General features: G+C 40.7%; 20 protein-coding genes, 3 tRNA genes and 1 rRNA gene. 19 read left to right on the forward strand and 5 right to left on the reverse strand.

Annotated features, from left to right (window positions below; translation table 11 throughout):
- Positions 1–50: 50 nt before the first annotated feature.
- Positions 51–1,190, reverse strand: a complete 1,140-nt coding sequence (locus tag WC473_03360) for a putative glycoside hydrolase (GenBank protein ID MFA5124833.1) — start codon at positions 1,188–1,190, stop codon at positions 51–53.
- 108 nt (positions 1,191–1,298) lie between these two features.
- Here WC473_03360 and tsaD point away from each other — a divergent pair, with 108 nt between their 5' ends.
- From tsaD to WC473_03380, 4 genes are read left to right on the forward strand one after another with little or no spacing between them, the layout of a single operon-like run.
- Complete coding sequence (gene tsaD / locus WC473_03365) at positions 1,299–2,330, forward strand: tRNA (adenosine(37)-N6)-threonylcarbamoyltransferase complex transferase subunit TsaD (protein MFA5124834.1); 1,032 nt, start codon at positions 1,299–1,301, stop codon at positions 2,328–2,330.
- Between the two features lie 38 nt (positions 2,331–2,368).
- The gene (gene tsaE / locus WC473_03370) at positions 2,369–2,797 is read left to right on the forward strand and encodes a tRNA (adenosine(37)-N6)-threonylcarbamoyltransferase complex ATPase subunit type 1 TsaE (GenBank protein MFA5124835.1); all 429 of its coding nucleotides are present in this window, start codon (positions 2,369–2,371) and stop codon (positions 2,795–2,797) included.
- 9 nt (positions 2,798–2,806) lie between these two features.
- The gene (gene panD, locus WC473_03375; GenBank protein MFA5124836.1) at positions 2,807–3,142 is read left to right on the forward strand and encodes an aspartate 1-decarboxylase; all 336 of its coding nucleotides are present in this window, start codon (positions 2,807–2,809) and stop codon (positions 3,140–3,142) included.
- A gap of 8 nt (positions 3,143–3,150) precedes the next feature.
- Positions 3,151–3,675 (forward strand): cysteine peptidase family C39 domain-containing protein, encoded by a 525-nt coding sequence (locus tag WC473_03380; GenBank protein MFA5124837.1) that lies wholly within the window; start codon positions 3,151–3,153, stop codon positions 3,673–3,675.
- Positions 3,676–3,715: 40 nt separating this feature from the next.
- Here WC473_03380 and WC473_03385 read toward each other — a convergent pair whose 3' ends face one another.
- Positions 3,716–6,745 carry a GspE/PulE family protein gene (locus tag WC473_03385; protein ID MFA5124838.1) on the reverse strand — a complete coding sequence of 1,010 codons (3,030 nt, stop codon included), beginning with the start codon at positions 6,743–6,745 and terminating at the stop codon, positions 3,716–3,718.
- A 228-nt stretch (positions 6,746–6,973) separates the two neighbouring features.
- Here WC473_03385 and WC473_03390 point away from each other — a divergent pair, with 228 nt between their 5' ends.
- The 9 genes from WC473_03390 to WC473_03430 all read left to right on the forward strand — a co-directional run bounded on the left by WC473_03390 (position 6,974) and on the right by WC473_03430 (position 12,035).
- A complete protein-coding gene (locus WC473_03390) occupies positions 6,974–7,315 on the forward strand; it encodes a KH domain-containing protein (protein ID MFA5124839.1) in 342 nt (113 codons plus the stop codon).
- 201 nt (positions 7,316–7,516) lie between these two features.
- Positions 7,517–8,062, forward strand: a complete 546-nt coding sequence (locus WC473_03395) for a hypothetical protein (protein ID MFA5124840.1) — start codon at positions 7,517–7,519, stop codon at positions 8,060–8,062.
- A gap of 76 nt (positions 8,063–8,138) precedes the next feature.
- Positions 8,139–8,813, forward strand: a complete 675-nt coding sequence (gene trmD / locus WC473_03400) for a tRNA (guanosine(37)-N1)-methyltransferase TrmD (protein ID MFA5124841.1) — start codon at positions 8,139–8,141, stop codon at positions 8,811–8,813.
- Between the two features lie 75 nt (positions 8,814–8,888).
- On the forward strand, positions 8,889–9,047 hold the full coding sequence (locus WC473_03405; GenBank protein ID MFA5124842.1) for a hypothetical protein: 159 nt from the start codon (positions 8,889–8,891) through the stop codon (positions 9,045–9,047).
- A gap of 647 nt (positions 9,048–9,694) precedes the next feature.
- Positions 9,695–11,169 (forward strand): 16S ribosomal RNA (locus WC473_03410).
- A gap of 160 nt (positions 11,170–11,329) precedes the next feature.
- On the forward strand, positions 11,330–11,608 hold the full coding sequence (locus WC473_03415) for a hypothetical protein (GenBank protein ID MFA5124843.1): 279 nt from the start codon (positions 11,330–11,332) through the stop codon (positions 11,606–11,608).
- Positions 11,609–11,729: 121 nt separating this feature from the next.
- Positions 11,730–11,803: transfer RNA gene (locus tag WC473_03420), tRNA-Ile, on the forward strand.
- A gap of 42 nt (positions 11,804–11,845) precedes the next feature.
- Positions 11,846–11,917: transfer RNA gene (locus WC473_03425), tRNA-Phe, on the forward strand.
- Between the two features lie 44 nt (positions 11,918–11,961).
- A tRNA-Pro gene (locus WC473_03430) sits at positions 11,962–12,035 on the forward strand.
- Positions 12,036–12,114: 79 nt separating this feature from the next.
- Here WC473_03430 and WC473_03435 read toward each other — a convergent pair.
- On the reverse strand, positions 12,115–12,852 hold the full coding sequence (locus WC473_03435; GenBank protein ID MFA5124844.1) for a hypothetical protein: 738 nt from the start codon (positions 12,850–12,852) through the stop codon (positions 12,115–12,117).
- Positions 12,853–12,872: 20 nt separating this feature from the next.
- On the reverse strand, positions 12,873–13,301 hold the full coding sequence (locus tag WC473_03440) for a hypothetical protein (GenBank protein MFA5124845.1): 429 nt from the start codon (positions 13,299–13,301) through the stop codon (positions 12,873–12,875).
- 163 nt (positions 13,302–13,464) lie between these two features.
- On the opposite strand from WC473_03440, the gene WC473_03445 reads away from it, so the two are divergent.
- Both WC473_03445 and WC473_03450 read left to right on the forward strand, forming a co-directional pair.
- A complete protein-coding gene (locus WC473_03445) occupies positions 13,465–14,226 on the forward strand; it encodes a helix-turn-helix domain-containing protein (protein MFA5124846.1) in 762 nt (253 codons plus the stop codon).
- A 145-nt stretch (positions 14,227–14,371) separates the two neighbouring features.
- Positions 14,372–17,725, forward strand: coding sequence for a DUF5060 domain-containing protein (locus tag WC473_03450; protein MFA5124847.1), 3,354 nt, complete (start codon positions 14,372–14,374; stop codon positions 17,723–17,725).
- A gap of 773 nt (positions 17,726–18,498) precedes the next feature.
- Here the strand turns inward: WC473_03450 and WC473_03455 are convergent.
- Positions 18,499–19,359, reverse strand: coding sequence for a sugar nucleotide-binding protein (locus tag WC473_03455; protein ID MFA5124848.1), 861 nt, complete (start codon positions 19,357–19,359; stop codon positions 18,499–18,501).
- A 150-nt stretch (positions 19,360–19,509) separates the two neighbouring features.
- Between WC473_03455 and WC473_03460 the strand changes: the two genes are divergently transcribed.
- The 4 genes from WC473_03460 (at position 19,510) to WC473_03475 (ending at position 22,227) form a co-directional block, all read left to right on the forward strand.
- A complete protein-coding gene (locus WC473_03460) occupies positions 19,510–19,704 on the forward strand; it encodes a hypothetical protein (protein ID MFA5124849.1) in 195 nt (64 codons plus the stop codon).
- A gap of 16 nt (positions 19,705–19,720) precedes the next feature.
- Positions 19,721–20,701 carry a hypothetical protein gene (locus WC473_03465; GenBank protein MFA5124850.1) on the forward strand — a complete coding sequence of 327 codons (981 nt, stop codon included), beginning with the start codon at positions 19,721–19,723 and terminating at the stop codon, positions 20,699–20,701.
- A gap of 11 nt (positions 20,702–20,712) precedes the next feature.
- Positions 20,713–20,895 (forward strand): hypothetical protein, encoded by a 183-nt coding sequence (locus WC473_03470; protein MFA5124851.1) that lies wholly within the window; start codon positions 20,713–20,715, stop codon positions 20,893–20,895.
- An 87-nt stretch (positions 20,896–20,982) separates the two neighbouring features.
- Positions 20,983–22,227 (forward strand): endonuclease Q family protein, encoded by a 1,245-nt coding sequence (locus tag WC473_03475; protein ID MFA5124852.1) that lies wholly within the window; start codon positions 20,983–20,985, stop codon positions 22,225–22,227.
- Positions 22,228–22,530: the final 303 nt, after the last annotated feature.

The raw sequence follows: 22,530 nt of genomic DNA on the forward strand, positions 1-22,530 counted from the left end.
TTTAAGATACTTTTCCAGTATAATCTATTTTTCTTTTTTTGTCAAGAAGTTTATTCCTTTCCCAAGGCGCCGGAAGTGTATTTATTACCAGCATTCCATAATAACCAACCGGAGGTGTTATTTTCGTCAGCTGCTTTGATTTGAGCTTTTATCATACTGGCTGTATAAACGGCTCCCATATTAAAATCTTGTAACCAAGGCCGGCTTTGCGCCGTAGAGGAAGCGGCGGCAATCATAATATTGCCGTCTCGCATAGCTTTATTGACTATTTCATACGGGTGAGCCGCAGGATTATCAAACCCCATAATGCCGGAATAATAATGAGAAGGATAAACCATAGGCGAAATGTAATCGAAGTATTTAGCTGCATCAGTCAGTCTTTGCCCGATACCTAAGTCATAGTTAGGATCGCTCCTTTGCCAATAAGTCAAGCCGAATAGATCAATAGACAAAGGAATATCTATATTGCGTAACTCAGTTTTTAAGTAAGAAAAAAAATCGTTTAATATTTCAAAACGTTTTTTTTCCGGCGGAAAATTACTGTAACTGATTGTTTTAATATTGCCGTCAGATGGAAAACGAATATAATCAAATTGAATTTCATCAAAACCGATTTCTTTAGCCTCTTTGGCTTGTCTGACCACTAAATCCCAGGAAGTAGGATTAGTCATGTCCAACCAAGAAATTCCGCGATTATCCAGCCAAATGCCACCGCCAGCATTCCTTAAGGCTAAATTTTTAAATGTTGCTACAGCCGTTGGATCTTGAAAGGTAGTGATTCTGGCAATAGTATAAATATTTTTATCCTGCAAGTCGGTAATGATTTTTTTATAATCCGTATAAGCTAATGATGCCTTGGAAATCGGCCAGTTCCTTAATACTTCATCCTGCGGCTCAAACATTAATTTGCCTGCAGGATCTTTGAAATCAATTACTAAAGTATTAAGTTCGGTATTTTCCACTAAATCAATCAATCGCTGGCGAAAACTCAAGCTACTAAAGGCATAACCGGTCATATAAATTCCTTTGACTTTTTCCGGCGTAGGCAATGATTTAATTGTAATAATTTCATTCTCTTTTGTAATTTGTTGCGACTCAGCCGCGTGACGCGGTGAAAAATAAAAGATAGTTATCAATATAGCAACTATGATTATACTGACAGCTATGATTACTTTATGATTTTTAGTCATAGAATAGCAATTAGCATTATCAATCAAACCCAAAGTCTTTGTCTTTTCTTGAATTATACCTCAAATATTGCCAAAAGACTAATTTTCGGGTAAATTTAATGTAAGATTATGAAAATTTTAGCCTTAGAAACATCTTGTGACGAAACTTCCGCCGCTATCATCAAAGCTGATCGCGGTCAGTTGGAAATAATGTCCAATATTATTTCTTCACAAATAGACATCCATAAAAAATACGGTGGAGTAGTGCCGGAAATAGCCGCGCGTCATCATATTAAAAATGTTTTACCGGTAGTAATGGAAACTTTGACTAAAGCCAATATTAAACCCCAAAATATTGATTTATTAGCTGTGGTTTCCGGACCGGGATTAGTAACCTCACTGGTGGTGGGATTAGAAACGGCTAAAGGTCTGTCTTTAGCCTGGCACAAACCCCTTTTGGCTGTTAATCATATGTACGCGCACATTGCCGCTAATTTTTTAGATGCTAATTTGTCCTTCCCCGCGGTCTGTTTAGTGGTATCCGGCGGTCATACGGAAATAGTGGTATTGGATAGTTATTATAAATATACAAAAATCGGCCAGACAGTCGATGACGCTGTGGGTGAAGCGTTTGATAAAGTAGCCAAGTTATTAGATCTGGGTTATCCAGGCGGTCCGGCGATTTCTCATTTAGCCGAGGAATATGCCAACAGTAATAAAATGTATAAGAAGATTAATTTGCCCCGACCCATGCTAAAATCAAATGATTTCAATTTTAGTTTTTCCGGACTTAAAACAGCAGTCTTATATACCGCTCAAAAAGTTCGTCATATTGATAATGGTTTTCGTTCGGCTATGGCTTATGAATTTCAAGAAGCAGTAGTGGAAGTCTTGGTAAGTAAGACAATTAAGGCCGCCAAAAAGTATCAAGTAAAAACAATTATTATGGCTGGAGGTGTTGCCGCCAATAAGCGCCTAAGGGCAGAATTAAAGTTACAAGCAGAGAAATTAGGATTAAAATTTACTGTACCGGAATTCAAGCTTTGTACTGATAATGCCGCCATGGCGGGTATAGCCGCTTATTATCTCTCAACCAAAAAAAAAGTTCCGATGGATAATTACAAAAGAGCTACGGCCAATCCAAATTGGGAATTAATTTAGTTTGTAAGATTACAAACCAGTAGTAAAATCAGGATTTTATGAAATTTGTCTCTTATTCTGAAAAAGAAACATTCAACTTTGCTAAAAAATTCGCCCGGCAATTATTAGGCGGAGAAGTTTTGTGTTTGATTGGTGATTTGGGCGCCGGCAAAACCGCTTTCACTAAGGGTTTGGCGGCAGGATTAGGAATTAAAAGCATTATTACCAGTCCAACTTTTGTATTAATGAAGAATTATCAGCTCAGTGGTGGACATAAAACAATTAAGCACTTAGCACATATTGACGCCTATCGTTTGACTGACGGGGAACAGCTTGCGGCTATCGGCGCGCTTGATTATTTATCCGATTCAGATTGTATAACAGTAATTGAGTGGGCTGATCGCGTTCGCAATGTTTGGCCGAAGAAGATGATTAAAATAGAGTTTAAAATATTGAAAGGCGATAAGAGAGAGATTAAAGTTAGCTAATTCAAAAATATGAAATGTTTTTTGCATGCTAAAATTCATAAAGCAACCGTTACAAAAGCGGATGTTTCTTATATAGGCAGTATTACTATTGATAAAAACTTGCTAAAGAAAGTCGGAATTATGCCGGGTGAAAAAGTATTAGTAACCAGCAATACTACCGGAGCCCGTTTAGAAACTTATGTGATTAAAGGTGGGGCGGGAGAAGTCTGTATGAATGGAGCGGCAGCTCATTTGATTAAGGCGGGAGAAGAAGTTATTATTATGGCTTTTGAGTGGTCGAAAAAAATAATCAAATCAAAAATTATTTTAGTTGATAAAAATAATGAATTTGTTAAAAATCTTTAATTTTATTTATGAAGCAATTAGATTTTCCAAAATTTATGCAAACTTATGAATATGATTGTGGCACTAAAGCTTTGCAAGCCGTGTTGATTTATTATGGTATAGAGATACGTGAGGAACTACTAATTAAATATGCTAAAACTAATAAAAAAGAAGGAACATTAATAAAAGGAATTTTGCGTACTTTAAAAAAATATAAATTAAAATTTAATGACGGCCAACTGTCAATTAAGGACTTAAAAGATAATATTGATAAAAAGATTCCGACTATTTTGCTTTTGCAAGCCTGGAATCCGAAAAAGATTGATTATACTAATAGCTATCGCGATGGCCATTGGGTAGTTGCTGTCGGTTATACTAAAGATAAAATAATTTTTGAAGACCCTTATTTTTCTATTTGTACTTTTTTAACTAATAAGGAACTTGAAAAACGCTGGCATGGCCAAGAAAAAGTAAAACAAATAAAAAATTACGGTATAGTTGTTTATGGAAAAAATCCAACTTATGATTCTAAAAAAATAATCCATATGGATTAAAAAACCCCGAGATAATTCGGAGTTTTTTAATGTTATAAGTCTATTTGGCGACACGGAAAACTTCTTCTACTGTTGTTTCTCCGGCCATGGCTTTTAAAATGCCATCCTGAAGCATTAAGACTGCGCCCTCCTTAACGGCCAGTTCTTCTATTTCTGAATTAGTAACCGCCGGTCCTTGCACCACTTTTTGCATTTCAGCGGTGTTTGGTATGACCTCATAAATACCTAAGCGTCCTTTATAACCTAAACCGCCGCATTTTTCGCAACCAATCGCCTTAAAGTAAGTCGGGTTTTTTGGTATTTTGACTCCAGATTTAGGATTAATACCCTTAATAATATTGGCCACTTCTTTGGCCGTCTCAGCATTAAGTTCATCCGGTTGCTTGCAATACTGACAAATCTTTCTGACTAGGCGCTGGCCGATAGTACATTCCAAGGAGTTAGCTAAAATATGCGGTTCAATGCCTAAACCCAAGAAACGGGGGAAAGCTCCGGCCGCGGAATTGGTATGGATGGTGGATAAGACTAAATGACCCGTTAAGGCCGCTTCAATCGCTGTCTTGGCGGTTTCACTGTCACGGATTTCTCCGATCATCATGATATTAGGATTTTGACGTAATAAAGAGCGCATGGCTGCGGCGAAAGTGTAGCCTTGAGCTTCATCAATCTGTGTTTGCATTACGCCGGCCAAGTGGTATTCAATCGGGTCTTCTATGGTAATAATTTTAATATCCGGCTTATTGAGTTGGTTAAGTAAGGCGTATAAAGTAGTAGTCTTGCCTGAGCCGGTTGGTCCGGTAGTAACAATAATACCCTTGGTCTTTTCCATTGATTCTTGTAAGGGCTTTAGAGCATACTCACGCATACCTAAATCTTCAATTTTTAGGCTGGCGGCTTGCGCCGATAAGATACGGATGACAATTGTCTCACCGTAACCCCCGGAAATAATGGAAATGCGACAATCTTGTTTGACTTGTGGCGTGAAAATGCCGAAACGTCCATCCCAAGCCGCTTTTTTGATATTAGTCGGCATGCCGGCCAAAATTTTCATATTAGATAAGACCGGCAAATATTGGCCCTTATCCAAAGTAGCCATATCATACAGAATGCCATCAATCCTGAAACGCACCTTAACGCCAGTATCAGTCGGCTCAATATGAATATCGCCGGCGTCCGCTTTAAGCGCCACCGCCATTAATAAAGCCGTCAGCTCTTTAGCTGGAAGATTTTCCAGTTCTCCTTGGATTTGTTTTAAATCTTTGGATAGTTCTTCGCCCTTAGTTAGCTCTTTGGCGGTCAGATTAATGCCACGGCCGATAGTTTGGGTAATGACTATGTCGTACAATTCTTCCACATAATCCAATTTACCAATAACGCGGAAAACCTCTTGTACGTCGGTAACGCCGTTCAGAGATTTAATAATGCCATCCTGCAACATTGTAATCATGCCGTTTTCAATCGCTTGTTTGAGAATTTCAAAGGCCGCTGCGCCATTCATAGTCAACTCTTTGATGTTATCGGTCATGGTAAAAATTTCATAGATACCGATACGGCCCTTGTAGCCGATGCCGCCGCAAGCTTCGCAACCCGGTCCGGGTTCATACATCTGAGGTAAGTTTGCCGGTATGTCAATACCCGACTTAGGGGAAACGGTTGCTAATATTTTTTCTACCGTAATTTTTTCCTCTTCTGTAATTTGATGCGGTTGTTTGCATTTTTCGCATAATTTGCGTACCAAGCGTTGGCCGATAACCGCATTAATGGAGGGAACAATAAAGAAGGGTTTGATGCCCATATCCATTAAACGTGGGATAACTCCAGCCGCGTCATTAGTATGGACGGTAGAAAGCACCAGGTGGCCTGTTAAGGCCGCTTGAGTAGCAATATCAGCTGTCTCATTATCGCGAATTTCACCTACCATTACAATATCCGGATCTTGGCGTAAAATAGAGCGCAAGCCCTTGGCAAAGGTGTAGTCTTTTTTAGGATCAACTTGCGATTGATTAATGCCCTTGAGGCGGTATTCAATCGGGTCTTCCAGGGTGATGATTTTTACATCCGGATGATTAAGCTTATTAAGGACCGCGTATAAGGTCGTAGTCTTACCGGAACCGGTCGGACCGGCAGTTAGAATTAAGCCGTTTGGTTTTTTTATTTCCGCTTCCAATGTTTTAAAGGCTGCCGGCAATAATCCTAATTGTTCAAAAGATAAGGCGATTGATTGGGAATGCAATAAACGCATGACTACGCTTTCGCCGAAATTAGTCGGCAGGAAAGACGTTCTGACATCTATTGCGTCATTTTCCAGGAAGATGGTAAAACGGCCATCTTGAGGCTTGTCATCAATGTTGATTTTTGCTCGCGCTAAAATTTTAAGGCGGGCAATTATTTTTTTCCATTTATCTTTTTCAATCATGGCCGAATCATGCAAGACACCGTCTACGCGCAAACGCACCACGATGCCTTTTTCTTCAGCTTCAATATGAACATCTGAAGCCTCAGCTTTGAGTCCAGTCGCCAGAATAATCGCCACTACATCAGTAATATTGACCTTATTGATCTTTTCATTTAAATCCTTAAAAGTCGTTATTTCTTTTTCAAAACGTTCAATATCCTCTTTTTTTATTTCCACTCCACCCACTAAACGAGAGATTTTGGGTAAAGAATCATATAATTTGGCGGAACGTTCAAAACTATGCCGGGAGATAAGATAAGGCAAAGCGTTGGCGTGAAACCTTTCCTGTAAAGCAGTTAATATTTTTTTGGCTTCATTATTATAATTTACACAGCCCACGCGCAGTTCCGAGCCGTTATTGAAGAAACAGATTGTTTGAGTATCTTTGGCTGTTGACTCGTCAATAGAACTTAGGGCATCGGGAGAAATAGGGAAGCCAACCAGATTAATATAAGGCAAACCTAAAGCATCGGCGTTTTTGGCTACCTCGTCCTCTTTTTCTTTAATTTTTATTTGCGTTAATTTTTGTTGGAGCTGACCGCCTGTTGATTCTTTTTCGGCCGTCTCTCCTTCAGTTGTAAGATCCTCCAGTGATGGGCCTAAATTATCAGTCATATATATTTGCTTATAATGAAAGGAATGAGGTTTAAAACATGATTTCTTTCTTTCTTATTGTTATTATACTTGATTTTTTATCCTCTTGACAAGTTTGTTTTGATTTGCTATAATTATACACAGGTGAAGGGTAGAAAAACCCCACGAACCTTGATAACTTATTTTCGCAGCTATTCCGCTTAATCGGGATATGTGGAAATGTTATCGGTTTATTATTAAGCAAAGAATATGGCTGAGAAAGACCAAATGTTTGTAGAAACCATCGTCAAGGCGATTGTTGCCAACCCCGATGATGTCAGAGTCGACAGAACTGTCGACGAAAGAGGCGTCTTATTGACCCTCCACGTTGCCCCCACCGATATCGGTTACGTTATCGGCCGCCAGGGACAGACCGCCAAAGCGATTAGAACTTTGGCCAAAATCATCGGCGCTAAGAATAACGCCAGAGTTAACTTAAAGATCGACGAACCGGAAGGTTCCAGAGGTCCTCGCGCTTCTCGTCCTATGGACGCTGAAAGAACGGACACTGAGAGAGTTGATACTGATATGGTTGATGACTTGAGCATCTAATAAAGCCATCAGAAACATAAAAACACCGCCTCACTCGGGGCGGTGTTTTGTTTGTCTAAGCCAGTCTTGACAATACTTTGTTTTTACAGTATATTCTAGAAGGTAAAAAGCCCTTTAAATTTTAGGATCAAACAGTCCGGATTAATGTAAGACTTGCTGTGTTTGGATATTAATAATCAACAACTAAAGGAGGAATCAGTTATGAGCAATGAAGATGCGGCCCCAAAAGCGATTGAGATAGATAGGGCGGCAGAAAAGCTGGAAGATCTGGTATTCTCTGCGGAAATAGAAGATACTAGAATGGTTCCAGTTACCAAAGCATTGGCTAAAGGAATGTTTTCTTTAGTTTTTAATTTTAAGGAAGGATTTGATCTGATAAAAGAAGAAGATATTATCGGGTCGGTAAGTAAAAGCGGCGTGGCTATTAGCATTAGTTTTATAAACAGAACCGTTTTAGTCGTTATTCTATCGGATATTGAGAGTACGGGACGGGTTGAAGTCGGCGTTTTTGATTCAGTTAGCAAACAATGGACTCCCAGTGATTATTCCCCTGGTCAGCCTTTACCGATCTATGTTAATGCAACATTAACTGAAGCGATTTTTGTTGATGAATATTTTTTTGTTTTTACTAATGAGACAATAAGGCAAACGGCGTTGGAAATTTTGCAAACCATGCAGGCCTTGCCGACGAAGGAAAAAATTCCCCAAGTCGAAATTCCGGCAAAAGCGGAGAATCCGGCAGAATAATTGCCAAGCACACTTTACCGGTCATTTTGGCCGGTTTTAAATTATCTGTTATAATTGAACTGTCTGAAGCAATTATATGAAACGATTTGATATTATCACAATTTTTCCCGAAATTTTGGAGTCATATTTTAATGAGTCTTTATTTAAGCGCGCGCAAAAAAATAAGTTACTTACTGTTAAGGCGCATAATTTGCGTCACTGGACGACTGATCGGCATCAAACGGTTGATGATAAGCCCTACGGCGGAGGAGTCGGATTGTTATTTAAGATTGAACCGATTTATAAGGCTCTTAAGGCAGTCAAAAGCCAAAAGTCAAAAATTCATAAAGTCAAAACAAGAATAATTTTGACCGCGGCAAATGGCAAAAGATTTACCCAGAAAGACGCAGTGCGTTTGGCTAAATATGATCAGTTGATTTTTGTCTGCCCGCGTTATGAAGGCGTAGATGCGCGAGTGGGAAAGTTGGTGGATGAAAAGATTTCCATCGGCGATTATGTTTTGGCCGGAGGTGAATTGCCGGCAGCGGTAATTATTGAGGCTGTATCTCGCCACCTGCCCGGCTTTGTGGGCAAGCAAGAATCCGTAGAATATGAATCGCATGCAACCATTGGCTATCTGGAGCATCCGCATTACACTCGGCCGGAAATTTTTGTGGCGAATGGCAAGAAACTAAGAGTGCCCAAAGTGCTATTGTCCGGCCATCATGGCGAGGTGGAAGAATGGCGTCGAAAAAAAAGCAAAAAACAATAAATTATTTTTTTTGATTGACAGAATATTTTTTACAGCTTAAGATTATATTAGCAACTAATTAATAAAAATAAACACATGTCATTCCAATTTTTAGGAGACGACGATAACGCCGTTGTTGCCCCGACTGAAGAAGTCGCAGCTACTGAACCGGTTACTGAACCGGCTACTGAAGAAGCCACCGAAGAGGTCGCTCCGGAAGCCGTTGAGGCCCCGGCTGATGAAGTCGCTGAATAATGTAGATGAGTTTGTGCAAATGCTGTGTATAAATGAATTTACTCAAAAATCGCCGGCTTCGGTCGGCGGTTTTTTGTTTGTACAATTTTGGCTAAATTAAGCTAATATGTAATGGTTTTTGGTCATCAGTATTATTACTTATTAATTATTCTTGACATTCTCTCTAAAATAAGATAAAATTAGAGGGTAAAAACTTAACACCAAACTCTTTCCCAAAAGATAATCAAAATTAAGTTGTTTTATCCGCCAATACTAATATTGTAGCGGTATAAAAAAGGGAAAACAGTGGTATCTGAAATGAATTTTGTCCAGGACAAAGTTCGCCAAATCGGATCCCTCTGTTTTTTCTTAACTTGAAAAATGACTGTTAGGAAAAGTATTTTGACAACTGAATAGTGGTAAAAAGCACCAAACCAAAGAATTTAAATTTGAGTTTTTATGAATTCGTTTCCGCCCCCGCGGAGTAAATCGAATTCAATACAATACTTTCAATCCAACTTTATGACAGCCGGTTCTCCGGTGCGCCCTTAGCGCAAGTCATAAAGCGAAAAAAACGGTTGGCAACTGATCGTAATCTAGTTGCAAAGCCAGTTGAATGAATTTTTTTTATCTCACTTCGGTGTTGATAAGGAACCCTTTCATTCTTCTTTTATAAGAGTTTGATCCTGGCTCAGGATGAACGCTGGCGGCGTGTCTAAGGCATGCAAGTCGAAAGGGTTTAGACCCTTGGCAAACGGGAGCGTAACGCATTGGTAACCTGCCTCTAAGTTCGGGATAACCCAGCGAAAGCTGGGATAATACCGGATGCGCCTGTCGGATCTATGTCCGACAAGCAAAGATTTATCGCTTAGAGAGGGGCCTATGATCTATCAGCTAGTTGGCAGTATAAAAGACTACCAAGGCTATGACGGATAGCGGGTGTGAGAGCACGACCCGCCTCACTGGGACTGAGACACTGCCCAGACACCTACGGGTGGCTGCAGTCAAGAATATTCCCCAATGGGCGAAAGCCTGAGGGAGCGACGCCGCGTGACTGATGAAGTCCTTCGGGATGTAAAGGTCTTTTCTCCGGGACGAAATCTGACGGTACCGGAGGAATAAGAGGTTGCTAACTCTGTGCCAGCAGCAGCGGTAATACAGAGACCTCGAGCGTTATCCGGATTGATTGGGCGTAAAGAGTACGTAGGCGGCTTCTTAAGCCGACGGTTAAATCCCACAGCTCAACTGTGGAACTGCCGTCGGAACTGGGAAGATAGAGTGTGGTAGAGGTTAGCGGAATTGCCGGTGTAACGGTAAAATGTGTTAATATCGGCAAGAACACCAGAGGCGAAAGCGGCTAACTAGAACACAACTGACGCTGTTGTACGAAAGCGTGGGGAGCGAAAGGGATTAGATACCCCTGTAGTCCACGCCCTAAACGATGGATATTAGTCATTGGCAGTATCGACCCTGTCAGTGACGTCTAAAATAGCTAACGCATTAAATATCCCGCCTGGGAAGTACGATCGCAAGATTAAAACTCAAAGGAATTGACGGGGGCCCGCACAAGCGGTGGAGCATGCGGTTTAATTCGACGGTAACCGGAAAACCTCACCAGGGTTTGAAATATAGCTGCAAATCCAGGGAAACCTGGACTTCTTCGAGAGTGCTATACAGGTGCTGCATGGTTGTCGTCAGCTCGTGTCGTGAGATGTCGGGTTAAGTCCTTTAACGAGCGCAACCCTCATCTTGTGTTAAATATTCACAAGAGACTGCCCCGCTCAACGGGGAGGAAGGTGGGGATGACGTCAAATCAGCATGGCCCTTACATCCTGGGCTACACGCATGCTACAATGGTTGGTACAGAGGGTCGCTAAGCCGTAAGGTGGAGCTAATCCCCAAAACCAATCTCAGTTCGGATTGAGGTCTGAAATTCGACCTCATGAAGCTGGAATCGCTAGTAACCGTGAATCAGCATGTCACGGTGAATACGTTCTCGGGCCTTGTACACACCGCCCGTCACACCAAGGGAGTTGGTAATACCCGAAGGCTGCCCTAGCGGCGGACGAAGGTAGGATCAATGACAGGGGTGAAGTCGTAACAAGGCATCCGTAGCGGAAGCTGTGGATGGATCACCTCCTTTCTAAGGAGAAATTGAGACAGCTCTCACGAGTTTGTCTCATGGTCGCTCTTATGCTGAATAAGCATAAGAATGGGTTTGGTTAAACTTTTTACCGCTATTTAGTTGTCAAATTTAATTTCGTTCATTGAAATATTGATTCAACAGACAGGAGGAATGACAAATGCGAGTCAGGGAAGCTTTTTTAGTTGACACCCCAATGGGTGGATCAAATTTGGGTATTCCCGCCGGAAGCTTTGGCATCAGAGTCAGAGTTAAGTGCGAAATGGAAGATAAAGATGGATGCACCGATGATGAAGGCAGGCAAATTTTGGATGCTATGAGTGAGCAGTTAGAACATAGAGAAGTAAGCGTCGTCAGTATGCAGAATAATCTGATAGGGGAAGGAAGATTTTTTGATGTTGCATTAATCTTTAAGTTTCCCAAAGAGAATGAAAGCTAAAAAGATTAGTATTTTATATCCCGCACCGCGGAAGAGCGGGAGTCGGGATTTTTTAATGAAAGATTGCTAAGAAAATACAATTTTGTTATAGTAATATTATTGAAAATTGTAAATTAATTATGCGCATATAGCTCAGTTGGTTAGAGCGCGTCACTGATAATGACGAGGTCCCAAGTTCGAATCTTGGTATGCGCACAGGAAGTTGAAATATAAAACTTAAAACTTAAAATTCAGAATGCCGAGGTAGCTCAGTGGTAGAGCAGAAGACTGAAAATCTTTGTGTCGCGAGTTCAATTCTCGCCCTCGGCACAGAATTAATTCAGCCCCGCCGATTGCGGGGCTGAATTCAAAATCGGGGTGTAGCTCAGTTGGCTAGAGCGCTTGCTTTGGGAGCAAGAAGTCGCAGGTTCAAGTCCTGTCACCCCGACATGATAGAACTTTCTAAAAATTTCGTCTAAGAAAAAGGCCGGGCATTTCTGCTCGGCTTTTTTGTACGATTTTTTAAACTAACGACAAACAAGTATTAATGTCTCCGGTTCCATATTTTTGAAACCTAAAATAAAGTATCCTCGTCTAGTCAATTCAATCATGCGTTTTGAATAATTGGCTTTTTTAGTATTTCCCAGACGGAGAAAAACCAGATAATCGAAAATAAATTTTTTTATCCAGTCTCCAATACAATCGGTAACTAACCAATCGGAAGTTCCAAAACTTTTAGCAATACACCTTTCGTAGCCCGTGACTAAATCTTCAATAACGCTATCAATATAATCATAATTAAGGTAAGTATTATAAGATAGTTTAATAAAGCTTTGAGTAATACCCGGTCCGCATTTTTTCCTGAGCTCCTTCATTAAATCCTTATGGTTTTTTTCTTGGTTTTTGTAGTATTCAGAATAGTAATCAATACTTTCTAGTAATATTTTGGATATAAAATCCATGGAACGGGAGTCAACAGAATATTCATGGTCTTTAGTAAGTTTTCTTCTCATGTGTCCATAAATTCCATCAGACATCCACTCAGGTTGAGGAAGCAATCGTTCTAAGGATAGGAATGATACTTTATGAACCGGCCGATCAGTAGCCAGTGACATTGCTTTTTTTATAGTTGGTTGGCTGATTTCCTCCCGAGAAAGAGTAGGGAATGCGCGCATAGTCGATAATCTTTGTAGCGGAACCATTATTCTGGGAGTATCTTTGTACTTCCAACCGTTTTCTCTGAGATATTTACTGAAGTCTTTCATGACCACTTTCCTTTGTTTTTTTACCACTCAACGACTATTCTGATAAATATATCATGTTCATAACTACCGTAAAACTTGTATGCTTCAGTGTCAATCTCAAAACAACATTTGAATCCCTGCTCCCTAAAAAAGGAGAGAACCTTCTTTCCGACTGCGGAATTATTGATTATTTTTTCCCAATTGGCGCAAAAATATTTATTCATTCTCGGATTACCAAATTCAATAAGGGTTTTCTGAATTTTTCTTTTTTCGGGAAAGCGTTTGATTTCTTCTATCATGTCCGCAAGCATATCATCAAGGGGAGGAGTACCGCAGCCACGCTTTTTGATCTCGCCTCGTCTTTCCAGCGCAGAATATAACATAGAAGCGGTTATTTCCCTTTCTTTTTCTTCTTTCATTTGTTTCTCAATTATTCCGTCTCTTAGTGTTTCAGCCAAAGTCTTTTCCATGTCTTGTCTCCTTGTTGTTTGGTTGTCAAAGTGCCGCTGTTAGTCCGTTGCTAACTACCCAGGATATCATATTGTATTAATGGTGGTCAATACCACCATATTTTTACTTTTTTAAAAAAATAGGTTATAATGCTGTCAGCCATCAAAAATCATTAAAAAACATATGTATATTGAAGTGCTAAATAATATTGGCCTGTCAACCAACGAAGCCAGGATTTATAATGCGCTTTTGGAGATAAAAACCGGTACAGTCAGCGCCATTTCCAAGCACGCCGGCATTGACCGGCGCAATGTTTATGACACCATTCATCGTTTAATCAAACAAGGATTGGTTTATCAGATTATGCCCAGGAAAACCTTGACTTACGCCCCAGTCAGCCCGGAAAAATTGCGCGAGTTCGTTGAGGAGAAGGTAAAAGAATTAGAAACCGCGCTTCCGGGTATGCTTAAAAAGTTTGATTTGGTGAGCCCGACCCAGCAAATCTCTATTTTTAAAGGTGTCAGGGGATTAAAGAGTTATATTAATTTAATCCTAAAAACCGGCCGAAACGTTTACGGTTTAGGCAGTAAGGGATCGTGGTTTGATCCGCGCGTCAAGAATTTCAGCATCCGGGCTTGCCAGGAATGGAAAAAGAAGAAAATCAAAGGAAAATATATTTATGACGCAGAAATAAGAAACCATCCGGAGGTGATTAAATGGATCGGTGGGGCGTATAAATTTTTACCCGCCAAATATTCCTCTAACTCATCATTGGAAATTTTTGGCGATTACGTGGTTATTTATTCCGGCATGAGCCCCAAGGAATTGGATGATGATATTAGTTTTTTTGTTTTGCGCGATAAGACACTGGCGCATGATTACAGAAAATGGTTTGATTTGATTTGGGATTTATTGCCGGCGGCAGGCAAAAGCGGTAAAAAATAATTGGACTTTAATTTGAAGTTTTTATGAATAGAGCATGAGGGAGTATGACTAAGCCGAGGTATTGAAAGGAAGCCGTCCAATATGTTAAAATAAATCAAGAGAATTACTCAATTCTTCTATAATTAAACCAAAGAATAAAGTAAATATGACTTTATTTTTACAAAAAACAAAAAAAGCAGTCAGTCGAATCGGGACAGCTATCCTTAAAAACTTAGGATCAGCTGTTTTTTTATCAATTATTTTTATTTTGATTTTTCTTGGTTATAACTCAGTAAAAAAGATTAATGTAGCCCAAGCGCTGACAGGCGATAGTTTGGTCAGTTCACAATCCCAAAACTCAAACAGTATCGGTCAATATGAAAAATTTGAACTGACGTTCATTTTGGAAGGAAATTATTCTGATCCTTCGAACACCGCGACTTATAAAAATCCCTTTGATGCGGACCAAATAAAAGTTGATGTAATTTTTACACAGCCTGACGGTACACAAAAAATCATTCCTGCTTTCTACTATATGGAATATGATATTACTTCTACTAATCCCGAACGTTATGGCAACGGCCGAGACCCTTCTTGGAAAGCGCGTTTTACTCCTACGCAAATTGGTACGCATAATTACGTAATTAGAGTAATTGATAATAGTGGCACTCAGACTATTTCGGGGTCGAATACATTTCAATGTATTCCTTCATCTAAAAAAGGCTTTGTTCGCATTGATTCTCGCGATCCATATTTATTGCGTCGGACGACTGGCGAGCAGTTTGTTCCTATTGGTTATAATCAAAATTGCGCTGGAGCCGATACTGGAATAGCTTGGTGGACTACGCATTTTCAGAAGATGGTCGATAATGGCGTTACTTGGGAACGAGTTTGGATGACTAGTTATAATACTGGAGAGAACATAGAATGGACACCGAATAATATATATAATCCGCCACCTTATTATCATGGTGTGGGTCAATATGGCATGGAAATTGCTTGGAGGTTGGATCATGTATTAGAGCTTGCTGAACAGAATAATATTGCCATCCAGCTTACTCTGCAGTATTTTCAGCAGTTTTTAAGTTATGATGAGTGGCGTAATAATCCTTATAACATCGCCAATGCGGCTTACGGCGGTTGGCTGACCGATCCGCAACAGTTTTTTACTAATACGGAAGCGCGACGTTTGACCAAAAATAAATATCGTTATATTGTGGCTCGTTGGGGTTATTCTACCGCTATTCATAGTTGGGAATTATTCAATGAAGTCGGATATTCAAGTGGAGCAAGCAGTAATGCCGCGGCGATTGTTGCGTGGCATACGGAAATGGCGCAATTCTTAAAAGATATCGATTCTTTTGATCATCTTATTACAACTAGTCTTGAAGCTGGTTATAATGAGTCCTTTGAGGATCCTTTTTGGCTACTCCCGAGCATAGACTTAGTGCAGGTCCACTCTTATTCAACGGATATTTTTTCTTATACGCAAACAGTAACGGAAAAGCTTCGTAAGTATGGGAAACCGATTTTTACGGCGGAGTTTGGCTTAAGTGCTGATAATAATTCTCCTGAACGCACTTATAATTCTTTTTCTGAACCGTACCGTTCGCAGCTTCTAGAAGGTTTGCATATGCATAACGCTATCTGGCAGGCGCTCCATCTAAAATCAGGCGCACATATTTGGGAGGCTCCCTATGTTAATAATCTACAACTTTATAAACTTTATAAACCTTTATTTTTATATATTAACAGTGAGAGTTTAGGAGACAAGGCATTAGTAAGTACTGTGGCTAATTTAACTACGCAGAAGCAGTCTAATGAACCATTAGTTCAGGCAAATATTCCTGGGTTATCATTGTTTTACGATGTTCCACAACAAACAACATTTACCGTAGATCAGTATGGGCAAATAGAGGGGCTTTCAAAGATGACCGGTCATTTGCACGGAAGTTGGCATGAAAATTTGCGTTCTGATCCGATTTTACTGACAAATTTTGATGCGCCGGCGGTTTTGCAGGTTAATATTCCGCAAGTTGCGGCTAATGCTAATAATGGCATGAGTATTACTTTAGACGGAGTGATTGTGAAAACAGTGGCTCCACCGAGTGGCGCTACTAATTTGCAATATGAAGTGAATATTCCCGCCGGGTCGCATACTGTTCAGGTAAAAAACACTGGATTTGATTGGATTCGTATAACCAACTATGCTTTTAGCAGTCCGACTTCAGCCGTTTTTAATTCGCATATATTGCGTAGTATCGGTTTGGTGGGAAACAATACTGCTTATTTATGGGTTTACGATATCGGTAGCCAATATGGGTTGACAAATAATGGAGTGATTAATAGTGCGACATTTTCGCTACCCGGTTTCAGTAATGGCATTTATAATATTCAGTATTATAATACCTGGGGTACAGGAGGAATAATTAGTGAGACACAAGCTCAAGTAACGAACGGTATTTTGACGGGAACAATACCCAGCTTTTCAAAAGATATCGCTATCAAAGTAAAATTAGGATCAGTAGGGTCTTGTATTGAAAATTGGTCCTGCGGTGCTTGGTCATCCTGCTCTAATAGTAGTCAAACTAGAACTTGTGTTGATTCCAATATTTGCGGTACCACTAGGAATAAACCAATAGTTTATCAGTCCTGCTCTTTACCGTCTTCCGGTTGTACAGAAAATTGGTCTTGTGGCACTTGGTCGGCTTGCACCAGCTATAGTCAGAGTAGAGTCTGTACTGATACTAATAGCTGTGGCACTATTACCAGTAGGCCGGCGATGTCTCAAACCTGCAGTATAACTTGCTCGCCAAAGTGGAATTGCACGGCCTGGTCGGGATGTTCTAATGGTAAACAAATTCGGACTTGTACTGATAGTCACGGTTGTAAATTAGAAAGCACTAGACCGGCGGAAAGCCAGACTTGCGGCAGTTCTAATTCTTCTGGCCCAGCTGCCAACTCAACAATAATTAATTATGCGAATAAGGCCGGCTATTTCACTGGCCGAATGGTAAAGACAGCTGATAATCCAGCTATTTATCATGTAACTGAGAATGGTGATAGGCATCTATATGTTAATGAAGCGACTTATTGGACTTGGCATACCGGTACCTGGAAAGAACAGCAGTTGGAAATAGTCACTCAGGCGTCTTTTGATGCTTTGCCGGAAGGCGAGCATGTCAATGTCAATCCTGGATCTAGGCTGATTAAATTTGATAACAGTCTCAGAACTTATATTATTTTTGGCGATAATAGTCTAAAGTATATAAACGAAGAGGCTGTAATAAAGTGGTTTGGATCAGGATGGGAAAGCAAGATAGTTATCATTCAGTCCGGTTTTGAAAATGATTATATTAAAAATGACACCGCCTTCATTGACACTGATGATGATGGCTTATCTGATAGTGATGAGACCGACATTTATAATACTCAGCCGACTAACGCTGATAGCGACGGCGATGGCTATAAAGACGGGCGAGAAGTTTTACTCGGTTATGATCCTAATTCAAAGGATTAAGACGGTTGCATTGAAGCCGGCTAAAACTTCTTTCAAATGAAAATCCAAAGATTTCTTATTTGAAATAGTTGGCGGAGGATGAAAGTGGCAAAATATAATTTTTTGTTTTGTAAGCTGGATTACTTGCTTTATTTGGTTAGAATTGGTTAACAGTAAACAAAAACCGGCTATATTAAATAGCTGGTTTTTGTTTGGGATAACTTAAGTTTGAATAAAGCCTTATGAACGTTCTCTCATGTCGGGGTGCGGGGAATTGAACCCCGTCTACACCCACCCCATGGGCGCGTACTACCGACATACTCCACCCCGATTTTATTTTTGGTATTTAGATAAATCTCGCTTCACTCTCGTTCAGCTCGTCCAGGGTTAGCGAAAATATGCCACTGGCATATTTTCGATCGTTCAATTTCGCGCTCTCGCGCTTATTTCACTTCTAACCTTTTAAAATCCTGGGCGGATTTTAAACCACCCCATGGGCGCGTACTACCGACATACTCCACCCCGATTTTATTTTTGGTATTTAGATAAATCTCGCTTCACTCTCGTTCAGCTCGTCCAGGGTTAGCGAAAATATGCCACTGGCATATTTTCGATCGTTCAATTTCGCGCTCTCGCGCTTATTTCACTTCTAACCTTTTAAAATCCTGGGCGGATTTTAAACCACCCCATGGGCGCGTACTACCGACATACTCCACCCCGTTGCCTATCAGGATCTTTATCTTTACTTAAAAGCTTGATTTACTATTGCAGTTTACTGAATTTTTAATAAAAAGTCAAGAATCCGAGCGTTTATTTTTAGCATAGTCAATCAGGGTTTGTCTCAAAGCTTCTTTAATTGGTCTCATGGTGATACCTAAATCAGCCAAGTTTTTTGACTGCAGAATATTACTAGAACGTTTCTTTACCGCAAGTCCCAGGTCGACCAGGTCAGCTTCATTAATCCAGCTATTTTCATGTTGTGGATCAATCAACTCTCGATATAAATCAAGAATCTCCTTGTGCCTGATACTTCCGGGGTTAGTGACATGAAAAATTCCTCCAGCCCTTTTTGTTAATAACTGATAAAAAACTTTTATCATGTCTCCAATTATCGTTACGCTATTTTCCACGTCAACGACTTGTTTATAAGCAGTTAACTTATCAATTAAGTTGCCACGATAAGGTAAATTATCGATGGGCATCCTGATTCTGGCAATGCCGACGTTAGGCAGATTCATTAAGGCCAGGTCGGCTGCATATTTTGATTTTGTATAAACTACTTCCGGATTAGCGAAATCAGTTTCTTTCCAACCCTTTGGTTCGGGAGATTGGCCATAAAAAATACAGCCGCTGCCAATGTGCAGTAAATAAACATCTTTTTTTGCGCAGGCCGATGCAATCATAAGAGGCAATAGGGTATTGCCTTTGATTGTTTCCAATTGATTAGTCTCGCACCAGTCAACATTCGGCTTACCGACAATTCCCGCCGCGTTTAAAACTACATCCGGGCAAAACTCTTCTAAAATATCAGTAACATCTTCAATTGAATTGATGATTTTATCTGATAGGATAGCCTCGTTTCTCCATTCTTGGGCACAACGGCTGCCAATATAGCCACTGCCGATAATCAGGATTTTAATATTTATTTTTTTGATTTATTTAATAACTGCATTTTAGCAACTAAATTGCCGAATAGGAAATCGCTCCTATTATCTATAAACTAATTGTTGGCAATCACTATTGACAATTTTTTAGTGTTATGATACAATTTGGTATTAATTGAACCTTAACAATGGAGATAAAATATGGGTAAATTGCCGTTTATTGAGCCGGAAAGATGCGGTCAGTGCGGCCGTTTAACCAGAATTTACGATTCTAAAAATCAAGTCTGTTTTAATTGTTATCATAATTTAAGTCCTTTTGCGAAAAAGAAGCAGGGAAGTGACGGGCAACCCGTAGTTGTTCCGCCGACAAGCAATGTTCTTAATGTAAGGATTTAACCGGAAGGAGATACAGATGAAAAGTTCAGCCGTGGTTTTATGTTTAATCCTGGCGTCCGCTTTGATTTTATCGTCGGGTTGCGCCACTAATCGAAGAGTTGAAACGGTCGTTACCACCACATCGGAAAACGGCATAACGACTGTTACTGAAGAAACGGTTATTACGGAAGAAGTTGTCTATCCCGATCCTGATCATTATTATTACGTTGTCGGCAGTGTTACGCATCGCGTCTACTTCGGCGTGGATACGGTTTGGGTCCGTCCGGTGCCGGTTGATTATGTGGTATTAAATTATTATTGGCGTCCGACGTCTTATTACCGCAGTCATTTTCATCGGTCGCCCGGTCATCATCACGGTTATGTTGACGTGAATGTGGGTATTTATGGTGTTTCAATGACTCATCATCGGCCAAGATCTTATTCTTCGCCATCGCGGCATGAACCGCCGCGATTGCGACCTGAGTCCAGGCATGGGCAACCGCAACACATGTCACCGCCACGACAGCAGACGCAACATGGCAGTCCCAGCATGAATCGCTCGGTAACGCCGTCGCGGCCGTCTTATGCGTCACCGTCTCGGCCACAAACACCGCAGACGCCGGCGAGATCAGTAGCCCCAGCTCGACCGATGCGTAGTGCGCCCCAAACTGTCCGGCCGACTTCGCCCGGACAGCAACACAATTCCAATGTAAACCATTCGCCGGTACCTTCGCGTCAAGCACCGTCGCGGCCGTCTCATGCGTCACCGTCTCGGCCACAAACACCGCAGACGCCGGCGAGATCAGTAGCCCCAGCTCGACCGACAACGCGAAGTATGTCGCCGGTTCGTTTACCACAACGCAGTGCGCCGGCAAGATCGGTGGCACCCGCCCGGTCGTCTCGGCCAACTCATAGCGTGTCGCCCGCTCGTTCGCCACAACGCAGTGCGCCCGTCAATCGATCCCGGTCCGCTCGTCCTACAAATAGTGGCGGACGTGGTAATGGTCGTAACAAATAAGGAGGAAAGCCATGATTACATTTATCCTGACAATATTGCTTTATGGTTTAGGAATTATTCTTTTATTGGCTTCCCTGATGGTTTTTGACTCAACAAAGATGGAAGAAAAAGATTTTAGGCAACTTATCATTGCAATTGCTCTGGCCGCCGTCTGCTTTCTTGCTTCTCTAACCTGTCACGTGATTATGACATAAAGATAAACGTACTTTTTTGGCCGGAGAGCTTGTCTCTCCGGTTTTAATATTGCCTAAAGAGTTCAATCTTGTTACCATACTATTAATATGAAAATTATCGCCGATCTCCATATCCATTCCAAATATTCCCGCAGTTGCAGTCAAGATCTGACTTTACCCAATATCGCCAAATGGTGTGAGCGTAAGGGTATAGGACTGGTTACTACCGGTGATTTCACTCATCCGGCCTGGTTTAAATCAATTAAAGAAGAATTAATTCAAGCGGAACAGGGATTTTTTCGGCTTAAAGACGACCCCTCCACGGTTAGGTTTGTTTTAGGCGGAGAAATCAGTTGTATTTATACTCAAGGAGGGAAATGTCGTCGTGTACATATTTGTTTGCTTTTGCCGTCAATTGAAGCGGCGGAGGAATTAATTCAAGAGTTAATTAATCGCGGCTGCAATCTCAAATCCGACGGTCGTCCGATTATCGGCTTGTCGGCCAAGGAGCTGGCGCGTTTGGCTTTTGAGATTGATGAAAATATTATCGTCTTTCCCGCGCATGTGTGGACGCCATGGTTTGCCGTGTTCGGTTCCAAGTCGGGATTTGATTCGCTTCAGGAATGCTTTGAAGAATTGACACCGAAAATTTTTTCAGTGGAGACGGGGCTATCCTCCGATCCATTAATGAACTGGAGTTTGTCATGTTTGGATGAAATAACTCTGCTCTCTAATTCTGACGCGCACTCGCCAGCCAATCTCGGACGCGAAGCTAATGTATTTGATTTTAAGGAAAACGAATTCACTTATCAAGAACTGAGAAGAATAATAAAAGAAAAAGATCGAAAAAAATTTCTGATGACCTTGGAGTTTTTTCCCGAAGAAGGCAAGTATCATATTGACGGCCATGCCGCTTGCGGTTTTTTTTGCGTGCCGGAAAAAAGCAAACAGTTGGATAACAAATGTCCTAAGTGCGGCAAGTCGCTTGTTCTAGGCGTACTCAATCGGGTTAGCTTATTAGCCGATCGGAGCGAGATCAAGGCGGATGAGTTCATTCCCTATAAGAATCTGATTCCTTTGCAGGAAATAATCGCCGACGTTTTGGAAGTCGGCAAAAGTTCCAAGAAAGTCCAGAGAGAGTACTTAAGTTTAGTCCGCCATGCCAATGAGTTTTCCGTGTTATTGGATTCATCCTTGGCGGAATTGAGGGAAATCACTTTACCGGAAGTCGCCGAAGCCATAATCGCCATGCGTCAAGGCCAGGTGGAGATTTCCGCCGGTTATGACGGAGTTTTTGGAAAGATAAAAATAAAAAATGCCCGACTTAGGGTCGAACAGAAAAAAAAATTTTGAAATTAAAACAAAATTTTTACCAAAGAAAAAATCCCCTTCTGCAGAGAGGGGATTTTTCCCTTGAGAAAATTCTTATTTCTTCTTTTTTTTAGCAGCTTTCTTTTTCTTTGCTGGTTTCTTTTTTGCAACTTTTTTCACAGCTTTCTTCGCTTTTTTCTTTTTTGCCATAGATAGCTCACCCCCTTTCTTTTATAAGTGTAAGCTGAAACGATTTTCTCTGCAAAAACTATTTCAACTAAATATATTATAGCATACTTTTTTTTTGACAACAATAGTTATCCACAACTGTCAATAATATTTTTT

The sequence above is a fragment of the Patescibacteria group bacterium genome (assembly GCA_041650895.1).
GTDB lineage: Bacteria > Patescibacteriota > Patescibacteriia > 2-01-FULL-39-33 > 2-01-FULL-39-33 > CAISTG01.